Annotated in this window: 13 protein-coding genes; 5 read left to right on the top strand and 8 right to left on the bottom strand. The window is 34.5% G+C overall.

The annotated features are described in order from the left end of the window. Positions 1-39: 39 nt before the first annotated feature. The 3 genes from dnaG to rpsU are packed head-to-tail and all read right to left on the bottom strand — an operon-like array spanning position 40 to position 2549. Positions 40-1839: a DNA primase gene (dnaG, locus tag KFE69_02515; GenBank protein ID UTW43034.1), complete on the bottom strand. Its 1800-nt coding sequence runs from the start codon at positions 1837-1839 to the stop codon at positions 40-42. Positions 1840-1845: 6 nt separating this feature from the next. Continuing rightward, complete coding sequence (locus tag KFE69_02520; protein UTW43035.1) at positions 1846-2292, bottom strand: GatB/YqeY domain-containing protein; 447 nt, start codon at positions 2290-2292, stop codon at positions 1846-1848. 41 nt (positions 2293-2333) lie between these two features. Further along, positions 2334-2549 (bottom strand): 30S ribosomal protein S21, encoded by a 216-nt coding sequence (gene rpsU, locus KFE69_02525; protein UTW43036.1) that lies wholly within the window; start codon positions 2547-2549, stop codon positions 2334-2336. A 312-nt stretch (positions 2550-2861) separates the two neighbouring features. Here rpsU and ssb point away from each other — a divergent pair, with 312 nt between their 5' ends. Continuing rightward, on the top strand, positions 2862-3341 hold the full coding sequence (gene ssb / locus KFE69_02530) for a single-stranded DNA-binding protein (protein UTW43037.1): 480 nt from the start codon (positions 2862-2864) through the stop codon (positions 3339-3341). Positions 3342-3456: 115 nt separating this feature from the next. After that, positions 3457-3726: a 30S ribosomal protein S20 gene (rpsT, locus tag KFE69_02535; protein ID UTW43038.1), complete on the top strand. Its 270-nt coding sequence runs from the start codon at positions 3457-3459 to the stop codon at positions 3724-3726. Positions 3727-3806: 80 nt separating this feature from the next. Here rpsT and KFE69_02540 read toward each other — a convergent pair whose 3' ends face one another. Both KFE69_02540 and KFE69_02545 read right to left on the bottom strand, forming a co-directional pair. Continuing rightward, positions 3807-5966 carry a bifunctional (p)ppGpp synthetase/guanosine-3',5'-bis(diphosphate) 3'-pyrophosphohydrolase gene (locus KFE69_02540; protein UTW43039.1) on the bottom strand — a complete coding sequence of 720 codons (2160 nt, stop codon included), beginning with the start codon at positions 5964-5966 and terminating at the stop codon, positions 3807-3809. Between the two features lie 79 nt (positions 5967-6045). Continuing rightward, positions 6046-6312 (bottom strand): hypothetical protein, encoded by a 267-nt coding sequence (locus KFE69_02545; GenBank protein UTW43040.1) that lies wholly within the window; start codon positions 6310-6312, stop codon positions 6046-6048. Positions 6313-6362: 50 nt separating this feature from the next. Between KFE69_02545 and KFE69_02550 the strand changes: the two genes are divergently transcribed. From KFE69_02550 to KFE69_02560, 3 genes are all read left to right on the top strand, one after another. After that, positions 6363-6929 carry a Sua5/YciO/YrdC/YwlC family protein gene (locus KFE69_02550; protein ID UTW43041.1) on the top strand — a complete coding sequence of 189 codons (567 nt, stop codon included), beginning with the start codon at positions 6363-6365 and terminating at the stop codon, positions 6927-6929. Positions 6930-7034: 105 nt separating this feature from the next. After that, on the top strand, positions 7035-7553 hold the full coding sequence (locus KFE69_02555; GenBank protein UTW43042.1) for a hypothetical protein: 519 nt from the start codon (positions 7035-7037) through the stop codon (positions 7551-7553). 48 nt (positions 7554-7601) lie between these two features. Then, positions 7602-8861 carry an aminotransferase class I/II-fold pyridoxal phosphate-dependent enzyme gene (locus tag KFE69_02560; GenBank protein ID UTW43043.1) on the top strand — a complete coding sequence of 420 codons (1260 nt, stop codon included), beginning with the start codon at positions 7602-7604 and terminating at the stop codon, positions 8859-8861. On the opposite strand, the gene KFE69_02565 is transcribed toward KFE69_02560, so the two are convergent. From KFE69_02565 to KFE69_02575, 3 genes are all read right to left on the bottom strand, one after another. Then, positions 8846-9580, bottom strand: a complete 735-nt coding sequence (locus tag KFE69_02565) for an SDR family oxidoreductase (GenBank protein UTW43044.1) — start codon at positions 9578-9580, stop codon at positions 8846-8848. The genes KFE69_02560 and KFE69_02565 overlap by 16 nt on opposite strands. Positions 9581-9603: 23 nt before the next feature. After that, positions 9604-10470: an amidohydrolase family protein gene (locus KFE69_02570; GenBank protein UTW43045.1), complete on the bottom strand. Its 867-nt coding sequence runs from the start codon at positions 10468-10470 to the stop codon at positions 9604-9606. A 114-nt stretch (positions 10471-10584) separates the two neighbouring features. After that, positions 10585-11679 (bottom strand): hypothetical protein, encoded by a 1095-nt coding sequence (locus tag KFE69_02575; GenBank protein UTW43046.1) that lies wholly within the window; start codon positions 11677-11679, stop codon positions 10585-10587. Between the last annotated feature and the right edge of the window lie 80 nt (positions 11680-11759).

Consider the following 11759-nt stretch of genomic DNA (forward strand, 5'->3'; position numbering starts at 1 on the left):
TTTTGCCTCAATTATTGATTAATTTTTTACTTATTTATTTCAATGTCTGCTAAGTAGTTGTTTCAATAGTTTTTTCTCCTGTATGTTAAGCGGGGTGTGCTTGCTTTTTTCAATCAGCCTACTAAGCAGTATATCATCATTTTTTTGTTTTAATTTGATAAAAGTTGCATTTAGTTCAGTTTGAACCTCTTTTAGGCTTAAAAATGGAAAATCAATTGCTGAAATTGCAAAGAGGTATTGCTTTTGTTGTGGGTATTCTTCAGTCATATGCTCAAGTAATAATTGCGTATATGGTAATTGTTGTGCTTTTGTAATTAGATTCATTAATAGCATTAAAGTAATATTTGTATCTTCAGTTAATTCTTTAGGTATATGAATATCAGATGCAGCTTGAGGCTGTTGTAAGATAAGCGCAATTGCTTTTTCTTCTAGTGATAGGCGTTCTTTAATTAATTTAAGCGGCTTTGTGATTGGTTTTTTTTGTTGTGATGCTGTTTGTTTATGAATATTTCTTTTTTGATAAGTTCTAATGGTATGATCTAATTGCTTTTCAGTTAGTTTAAACTGTTGAGCGAGTATTTGTTTAAATACGGTTTGGTAGCTAATATCCATTTTAAGTAATAGTTCAATGGCTTTTTCAAACATTCTTGCTTTAGCATCAGCACTATCATCATCTTTATCTGTGATAGAAGCTAGTGCGTACTCAAGTGCAGGTGTTGCTTGGTTAACCAATGCTTGAAAATGATTTAAGCCGTATTTTTTGATATAGCTATCAGGATCTTCATCATCTGGTAATGTTAAAAACTTCACTTGACGGTTGTGATTTAGCATTGGCAATATCATTGTTAATGCTCGAATGGCTGCTTGTTTGCCAGCGGTATCACCATCAAAGGCAAAAATAAGCGTTTGTGTTTCTCTAAACAGGCGCTTGATATGTTGTTCGGTTAATGCAGTACCCAAAGTTGCAACCGCTTGCTTAAACCCATGTTCATGTAAGCTTATGACATCTAAATACCCTTCAGTAATCAATAGATAGTTAACTTGAATACGTAATTTACGTAGTTCATATAAGCCATAGATTTCATTGCTTTTATGAAAAATAGCTGTTTCAGGTGAATTTAGATATTTGGGTTGTTGTTCATTATTTAATGCGCGAGCGCCAAATGCAATTAGTTTGCCTTGTCGATTTCTAATTGGAAATATCAGACGATTTCTGAATTTATCATAATAACGTCCAGATTGGTTTTGTACAATAAGTCCTGATTTTTCAAGTAAATCAAGGTCATATTTATCAGAAAAAGTATCAAGTAAGATACGCCACTGATCAGGTGCAAATCCTAATGCAAATAGCTTTGCAGTCTCAGCACTAATGCCTCTGGATTTAATATACTCAATGACTTCATTAGCGTTTGAGTGATGTTTTAGTTGCCAGTGAAAGAGCTTATTTGCTTTATCTGTTATTTCATATAGCTGGTCAATTAATTGCTTGCTATGATCATCATTTGTATTTGATGTGCTCTGTTGGCTATTGTTAAGCTCATAAGGAACAGATAAGCCTTGGAGGGATGCCAACTCTTCAACAGTCTCAACAAAGTTTAAGCGTTCATATTCTTTTAGAAAGCCAATTACATTGCCGCCAGCGCCGCAGCCAAAGCAGTGATAGATTTGTTTTTGCGGGCTAACATAAAAGGAAGGAGTTTTCTCATCATGAAAGGGGCAGCAGGCAGTTAAATTAATGCCGCGTTTTTTTAAAGGTATTGCTTTGCCAATGATTTCAACAATATCGCTAGATGCAACAAGTTGATTAATGAAATCTTGTGGGATTAATCCCTTGCCCATTCTAGGTTAACCAAGTTTTGATTTGATCAGTTGACTAACAATGCCCATATCAGCACGTCCGATTAATTGTGGGCGAACTATGGACATTATTTTCCCCATGTCTTTCATTGTGCTAGCGTCAGTTGTATCAATGGCATGATTAATTAGCTCATTAATTTCTGACTCACTCAGTTGTTGAGGTAGATATTGTTGTAAGATAGATATTTCAAGTAACTCTTTTTCAGCTAGCTCATCACGTTGTGCTTTTTGATATTGCTCTGCTGAGTCTTTGCGTTGCTTGATCATTTTAGTCAAGGTCGAAATTGCAAGCTCATCGGTGATGGTTGCTTTTTCATCAATCTCGATTTGTTTTAAAGCCGCCAAAGCCATTCTAATGGTATTAAGGCGGTCTTTATCTTTATTTTTCATGGCAGTTTTCATGTCCTGCACCAATTGTGCCTGTATTTCAGACATAGACTCTCCCATTTATTATTATAGTTAGAGTAGTGAAAGCGTTACGCCAAACGTTGGCGGAACTGTGCTTCACGGTGCAGTTTTTTCAGATGGCGTTTGACTGCTGCAGCTTTTTTACGTTTTCTTTCCCAAGTTTTCTTTTCGTGGAATTCACGACGACGTAACTCAGACATAATACCTGCTTTTTCACAAGTACGCTTAAAACGACGTAATGCTATGTCAAATGGCTCTGTTTCTTTGACGCGAACTGATGGCATGCTAAATCTCACCTCACTTAAATAATGTAGTTTGCCTGTTAATTTATAAATATATAACTTAGTCTAAACTTGCGCATTGTAATCAAAGGTGTAAGCTGTGTCAAAGTTTTTCATGAAACTTTTTTAGCTAATGCTGTGTTTTTATCTCTAAAGTTATAACTTAAATAAGTTTAACCTACTTTTTTTTAATTAGCTAATTGATTTTGATATATTTTAATGAATTTTGTGTGTTTTTCCTTGCAATTTGGTATCGGTTAAGCATAAAGTGTCACATAAAGAGACAACCCGTCAACAACAAAAAAGGAAATGGTTATGGCAAAAGGTACAATTAATAAGGTAATTTTATTAGGGCGTTTAGGTGCAGATCCAGAAGTTCGTCAAACACCAAGTGGTATGACTGTTGTTAATTTACGTCTAGCAACAAATGATGGTTATAAAGATAAAAACAGTGGTCAGTTTGTTGAAACAACTGAGTGGCATCGTGTTGTCCTATTTGCAAGACAAGCAGAAGTCGCAGCTGAATATTGTAAAAAAGGTTCATTGGTTTATATTGAAGGGCGTATCCGTACGAATAAATGGCAAGATCAGCAAGGCATGGATCGTTATACAACAGAGATCGTTGCAAGCGAACTTCAATTAATTGGTTCTCGCTCTGATAGTCAAGCTTATCAAAGTGATGATTATGCTTCGCAGGCTGACTCAACTGAGCGTAAAACACCAGTAACTGAACAAGCGACTCCATCGTTAGCAGAATTAGACAAAGACTTTAATGATGATGAGATACCTTTTTAAAGAATTATGATAACAAAAAATTGACAAATGCATAAAGGCAAGGTATGTTGTTGTTCATTTTTTAGTGTAAATGAAATATAACTAACTTTAATATAGATAAAACTGGAGAATAACATTGGCAAACAGTAAACAAGCAGCTAAAAGAGCACGCCAAGCGGAAAAAAACCGTAAGCATAACATGGCTCGTCGTTCAATGATGCGTACTTTTATGAAAAAAGTATTAAAGGCAGTTGAAGTAAAAGACGTTGACCAAGCGAAAGAAGCGTTTAAAACATTAGTTCCGATTCTTGATCGCTATGCAACTAAAGGTTTAATCCACAAAAATAAAGCTGCTCGTCATAAGAGTCGCTTGAATGCTAAGATTCGTGCCTTAGAAACTGCATAAGTCTTATATCCTTTAAAATATACATTAAGATAAAAGCCCGTTTAATTTAAAAATTAAGTGGGCTTTTTTGTGTTTGGTGGTTACTGTATTAACGTTGCTTTTTGTTTCACTTTAAAACGGCGTATAACACGATAAACTCGTGGTAGGCGTTTAAGCGCACGTAGAGAGCTTGCAAGCTCTGTTCGATTGGCTACTTCAATAATCATTGATAAAACACCATAAATACTATCAGATTCTTCAACATTAATTTGTTGAATATGAATGCCCATATTGCCAATAACCGTTGCAATATCGGCAATAGCGCCGGTATAGTTGGCAGTTTCTATCTGTAGTTGACAAGCAAAACGTTGATTAACATTATCTCCCCAATCAGTACGAACAATCTGATGTGGGTTTCGTTTAAGGACTTTTTGTTTTTTTAGTTCATTACATTTACGATGATGTACCTCTAAGCCTTGATTAGGAATCATAATACCTAAAATCTTATCGCCGGGAATCGGATAGCAGCACTTAGCAAAATTAATATTGGTTGATTCATTACCATGAACAAGTAATGCTGGGCTGAAAATAGAGGCACCTGATTTATACCGTGGCTCTTTATCACGGATGCATTTAAAAATAAATTTAGCAATCTCAGTTGGTTCTTTCTCACCACGGCCAATTTTAATTAATAAAGCTTTTAATGAATTAACGCCGTATTCCTTAGTGATGCGCTCGATCATAGGATCAGTTAAATCTTGGTCAATATTTAATTTATTTAATATCAAAAAGCGGTTAACTAAGCGTTTACCAAGGTTAAATGCTTCATCATTTGCTTGTTCACGAATGTATTGCCTAATGGCACTTTTAGCTTTACCCGTTTTGACAAAATTAAGCCAGGCAGGGTTAGGGCTTGCAGTAGGAGAAGTAATAATCTCAACTGTTTCTCCATGGGCAAGTGTGTAGCTTAATGGCGTCATTCGACGGTTAACACGCGCAGCAATACAGTGATTACCAATTTCGGTATGAATGGCATAAGCAAAGTCAACAGGTGTTGCATCACGTGGTAATTCAATAATTTCACCGGTTGGCGTAAATACATACACTTCATCTGGGAATAAATCAACTTTAACGTTCTCAACAAACTCAATGGATGAATCCGTATGCTCTTGAATTTCAGATAAGCGTTCAATCCACTGTTTTGCTTTTTGTTCAGTTAAGCCTTTAGATTTATAAAGCCAGTGAGCTGCAATGCCTTGCTCTGCCATATAATCCATTTCGCGTGTTCGTATTTGAACTTCAATTGGTACGCCATAAGGGCCAAGTAAAGTGGTATGTAGTGATTGATAGCCATTAGCCTTAGGTAGTGCAATATAATCTTTAAATCGCCCTGGTAGGGGCTTAAATAAGCTATGAACTGCACCAAGTAATTGATAGCACTCAGTAACATTCTCAGTGATAATGCGAAAACCATAAACATCCATAATCTCAGATAGCGGTAGTTTTCGTTTTTGCATTTTTCGATAAATGCTATATAAATGTTTTTGACGCCCAGTAATATGATAATTTTCAGGGATATTAAGCTCTTTTAAATGATCAATTAACAGTGCTTTTAATTTTTCATGTAAGCGTTTTCTATTACCAATGGCTTGCTTAACATTGGCTTTTAAAATTCTATATCGAAATGGGTAAAGCGCTTCAAAAGCTAATTCTTCTAGTTGTGATTTAAAATCATGCATACCAAGGCGGTGTGCTAAGGGTGCATAAATTTCTAATGTCTCATGTGCAATACGTCGTCGTTTATCAGGACGTAGTGGTCCAAGCGTTGACATATTATGTAAGCGATCAGCAAGCTTAATGACAATAACACGTAAGTCATGTGCCATCGCTAACATCATTTTTCTAAAATTTTCAGCTTGTGCTTCTTGCTTGGATTTAAATTGAATTTTTAGTAGCTTTGTTACACCGTCGACAAGATTGGCAATTTCTTGGCCAAAATTAGCTTTAATATCTTCAGAGGTAACTTCAGTATCTTCAACTGTATCGTGTAGTAATGCAGCAATTAGTGTTTCTTTATCTGCTTTGATATCGGTTAAAACTTCAGCTGCAGCAACAGGATGGGTAAAATAGGGTTCTCCTGAGCTACGCTTTTGAGTTTCATGAGCATCTGCACCAAAGATAAATGCTTTAGCAATTTCTTGGCGATCTTCATTGCTACAGTAGTTTGCTAACTTGCAGTTTAAGTTTTCAAATAAAAACATAAAAATAGTATGCGCTAAATTAATCCTTATACTTACAGAGTATAAATGAAAAAGGTAGGTTGAAGCTATCTAAATGCAATTAATTATTTTGATTTGTATCAGATGATGGTGCTAATGTTTTGCCAGAAGATGCTTTTGTATTTTTTGCGCTTGTATTTTGCGCGTTAAAATAAAACTCTTCAACAAATAGTGGATGTGAGTTACTTGGTACGCCATGAGGTTGGTTTATATGCGCATTTGATTGAGGTTGAGGTTTTCCTGGTGCAACATCAAAACTTTTTTGCGTGCAGGCGAGTATGCCTAGTGATAGAATAGCAATAAAGAAAAAAATGGTTGTTTTAATCATAATTAAATACCAAAAAATTATTATTAATTTATAAAAGTATAGCAAAAATAATGAAAACTGAAATTATTAAAGATTTTAACGTAGCAATAGAACAGTTACAAAATCATCGAGTGATTGCTTTACCTGCTGAAGCATGCTTTGGTTTATCTGCATTACCATCTAATGACACGGTTAATCAAATTTTAATGCTGAAAGGCCGCCTACAATCAAAAGGATTGATATTAGTTGGTCATCAGTTGGAAGTATTTAAAGACTGGATTGATGACTCACAGTTAACCGATGAGCATCAAAAAAAATTAAATGCCAAGTATGATAAACCAACTACTTGGATTGTGCCTAGCAAGGTATCAGTGCCTAAGTATATTACAGGGAATTTCAACTCAATCGCTATTCGGATTACCAAGCATCCGGTATTGGCCTATTTATCAAAAACATTAAACTCAGTGCTTATTTCAACAAGTGCAAATTTACAAGGACAGCCGCCAGCAATTACAGTTGATGAAGTATTAAAGTATTTTGAGGATAAAATAAGTGGTGTATTTGATGCTCAGATCGGTAGCGCACAATCACCAAGTCAAATTATTGATTTAATCTCAAATGAAGTCATTCGACGATAATTATTTTATATTTCATAAAGTCAATTGAATTAATATCAATTGCTAACTAGACGTTTGCATTAATTCTGTCTAATATGAAGAGGAAATAAATATAGGAGTGTATCTATGAGTCGTGCGTATGATCACATTCGTATCGAAGCGTTATGGAACGAAGAAAGCGATGATAATCTAAGTAATGACCAGTTTTATCGCTTGTTGATGGAGCAGTATAAAATTTATGTTGAAATGGCAGATCGAGCATCATTTAGAAGAACATTAATTAATCTATTTTTTATGATCGTTAATATTTCAGTTGTTAGTATTATGGCCTTAGGCTTAAGTCGTGCAACAAGTGGCGTGTCGATGTTTTTAATGTTAATTCCATTATTGGGTTTATTAGCAATTTGTTATGCTTGGTGGCGTTTGGTGCGATTTTATCGACATAGTGTAACCATTAAAGAAAAAATTATTGGTGAATTAGAGAAACGTATGCCATCAGCAGTATGGCAGGCTGAACGTAAAGCAGTTGTGCTTAAAGGCGCGTTGAACCCATTACACCGACTAGAGAGTGTAATGCCATATATATTTTGTTTGTTATATATTGGTATTTACGTTTATTTATGGGTTAATCCACCTTGGAATTGATCAATTGCTATTGACTTATAAAGACTTAAAGAAGGTTGTGAGAAGAGTATGGCTGATTTAGAATCATTAAAAGCGCGTTATGAGCAATTTAAAGCACAAAATTTAGCACTGGATATGACCCGTGGTAAACCTTCTCAAGCACAGCTTGATTTGTCTTTACCGTTATTATCGATTCTAAATGAAAGTGATTATATGAGTGCTTCAAAAGTAGATTGTCGTAATTATAGTACGCCAAATTTACTAGCAGGGTTACCAGAATTAAAAGCATTATTTGCAGAGTGTTTTGACTTAAAGGCAGATAATATTGTTTTAGGTGGTAACTCATCATTGAAGCTTATGTATGATGTTATCTCAGCTATGATGTTACACCCTTTGCCAGGGGCGAATACAACTTGGTCAAAAGAAAAAGTAAAGTTTCTTTGCCCATCACCTGGCTATGACCGTCATTTTGGTATTTGTCAGTCACTAGGTATTGAAATGATACCTGTAAAATTAACAGGCTCTGGCCCTGATATGGATGAAGTTGAGCATTTAGTTAAAAATGATGCTGCAATTAAAGGGATTTGGTGTGTGCCAAAATACAGCAACCCAACTGGTGAGACGTATTCGGATGAGACGGTTAAACGTTTAGCTTCAATGAAAACGGCAGCTAATGATTTTAGAATATTTTGGGATAATGCATATGCCGTTCATTATCTGCATGATGAACCCGATCACTTATTAGATATATTTAGTGCTTGTGATGATGAAAATCATCCAAATCGCGTATTTTCATTTGCATCAACCAGTAAAATTACCTTTGCTGGGGGTGGTGTTGCTTTAGTTTCATCCAGTAGTGAAAATACTCAGTGGTTTAAAGAAAAACTTTCTTACCAAACCATTGGTTATGATAAGTTAAATCAATTAAGGCATTTGTACTTTATTGAGACGAAAGATAGCTTATTGCATCATATGCGCCAACATGCGCGCATTTTAAAACCAAAATTTGATGCTGTATTAAGAGTGTTAGAGAAAGAATTAGGTACTGATGGGGCGTTTGCTACATGGACTGAGCCAACCGGTGGCTATTTTATTAGTTTAAATACTAAAGATGGCTTAGCTAAACAAGTTGTTGAAATGGCAAGTGAAGTGGGCGTAAAACTAACTAAGGCAGGCGCCACCTATCCTTATGGTAATGATTTAAGTGATGCCAATATTCGTATTGCACCTTCGATGCCAACAGTAGCTGAAATTACCCAAGCATCTGAAGTTTTGGCTTTATGTATTCAGATTGTAACCATTCAAGCGAATGCTCATTGCGCAGTATAACCACCATCAATGGGTAAGATAGCGCCTGTTATATAAGATGCTTTACCTGATGCTAAAAAGTACGCTAATTCAGCAATTTCATTGGCTTTACCAATACGTTTAAGTGGTTGAAGGTTCGCTTCTTCACTGTGAATATCAGCTAATGCAATGCCTGATCGATCGCTATAACGTTTTACAGCCGCTTGGTATAATTCTGTATCAATTGTACCCGCTGCAATGCAGTTTGCAGTGATATTGTACTTAGCATAATCTAATGCAATGTTTTTTGTTAATTGACCAATGGCAGCTTTCGTTAAACCATAAATAGCAGAGCTTGGTTTGGCTATACTACATTGGTCAGAACCTATGGTAATAATATGAGCGCTGTTATTTGCTTTCATCATAGGTATTACTTCACGAATTAAGACAAAAGTCGATTTTAAATTGGTATTGATAACATCATAAAAATCTTCATCCGTTGTATTTTCAATTGTCGCAGAGAAGTGTTTGCCAGCATTTGAAATGAGAGCATCAACTGTATTTGTCTGTGTTTGAATTTGTTTGATAGCCTGAGTAATTTTATTGCTATTGGTTAAATCACATTTAATCCAGCAATCCTTATTGTGTTTAGGTTCGTTAATATCTAAATTAAAAACTTGCCAATTTTTGGCTAAAAATAATTCAAGGCAAGCCTCTCCAATCCCTGATGAAGCACCAGAGATAATGATTGTTTTTGTCATTGATAAATTTTTCCTTATTTTACTTAAAAGTTAAATGCATAAAATTGATTGGCATTGTCAAAGAAAAGCTTTTTTTTGTCAGCATCATTTAAATTAGTTTGTTTTAATTGATTCAACCATGTTGAATAATTATCATTAAAATCAACTGGAAAATTACTACCATAAATTAAGCGCTCAATGCCGATTGTATCCACTAAATAATTTAAAAGCTTATTGAGTTCATTTAGTTTAAAATTACTTTTAAACATATTTAAGCCAGAGACTTTAATATAAATCGATTTAAATGGCTTAAGTGATTCAATGGCTTGAGTCCACAAGTGAAATTCATTATCATTATCCATAATGGGTAATGATAAGTGTTCAAGCATAATCTTGCCTTTGAATTGATCTAAAAAAGGCATGAGTTTAAGCCATTGTTTTGGGTAGAATTGTGCTTCAAAAATTAAGTTATAATCAGCTAATATTTGCAAGTTTTCAATCAAGTTTGAGTTAGTACTTTCATCTGATTGCATCGGGTTATAATGGGCTAAGTCTTGATGCGCTAAAATATGGCGAATACCAATAACTTCTGGGTATTCTAGCAAACGCTCGATAGCAGTTTTAAATGTATTTGGAGATTGTAAAATATCAACAAAGGCAATGATTTTAAGTTTAATCTCTGGATGTTTTTGCGCTTCTTTAATAAGCCATTGAGTTTCTTTAAGTGTATCAACTTTTGAATCATGTGCTTCAATATGCACAATACCTTTAAGAGGATGATCAAGTGATGTTTTAATGGCTTCTAAAGTAAAGGATTTTTGAATGGCTTTAAAGTCATCAGATAAAAAAATCCATTGATTGTAGTTATTTTCTATATCCCATAAATGGATATGACTGTCGATGATGTTCATAAATAATTCAAGTTAAATGACTGTGTAATGATTATATAAGATATATTAAAGCATTTGTTAGTCTGATGATAATTAATTAAATATTTTATAGTATTATTTAGAAAATAAAGTGGTTTATTTTTTAGATGCAACTGCTTTTTTAGAGACAGTTGCTTTACTTTTAGTAGTTGTAGATTTTTTAGTGCTTTTTGCAACTTTTGTAGTTCCCTTTTTTAAGGGTGTAGGGTCCATAGCTAGTTTAAATTCCCTTTTAATGTGCTCTGGTACTTCTTCAGCCAAAGTAAATTGCCAATTTGTTTGTTTGACTAATGCACCAACAATCCGACTTTTAACGGAATCAAGTATGGCATTTAAAACTGCCTTAAATGCAGTAAGTAGTTGAGCACCAAATTGAGCTATTTTAACTGAGAAGGTAGCATCAGATTCACCTGAAGCGCGCTTTGGAGATTTAACTTTTTCTTCAGTACCAACTTTCTCTAGTGCGCCAACACTTCTTAGTTGTTTAATAATATTATCAATAAGTTCATTAACTTTTTTCTGTTCAACAACAGGTTCTAAGGAACCCTCTAAAGTAGTTGTAAGTGTTACAGGTACTTTACCCTCAGCTGGTAATTTAATATAAACATAATCAGAAACTCGATCATTAATATTCCCTGGTTTGTTATAAGACTTTACTCGTTTAGACTCAGCTGCTTCTCCGGCACCTCCAGGTGAGCTAACATCAGTTTTAATGGTAAATTTAACGCCACCAAAATGTGATGGATCAACTTCTCCAGTAACTTCAGTATCCGCAGATGATCTAATATGCGCAAGCTCATCTCCATCTTCGCTTGTTCGATAAAGTGTTGTTGTCATAGTACCAATTAATGCAATATCAACTTTAGAGATTAATTTTTGAATAAGCCCTGCAATTTCAGTAGCAACTTTTTTAGCGCCACCATTAGCAGTCATACCAGGTATTTGCATTAAATCTGCAACAAGCTGTACACCTGTTTCAATACGTGAATTCTGTTTCAATAAGAGTTTGAAATTTTTATCATAATCAATATTGATATAAGCGCTAGTTGTTTTTTCATCAGCTGTGACAACTTTAATTGGTCTTGGACGTGGCACTTCCCAAATGCCAAAGCCTTTAGGTGTGGCATCAATATTTTTACCATTCCAAATCATTTCTTTATCTTTAACAAGTCGAAAATATTTTTTACCCATTAACTAACTTCCTTTGAGTTTATTAATTACGTATAAAATAATGATAGTACAAAGTTTTTATTTTATGAGAAAATTAGTTT

This window comes from bacterium SCSIO 12844 (assembly GCA_024397935.1).
Classification (GTDB): Bacteria; Pseudomonadota; Gammaproteobacteria; order Francisellales; family Francisellaceae; genus M0027.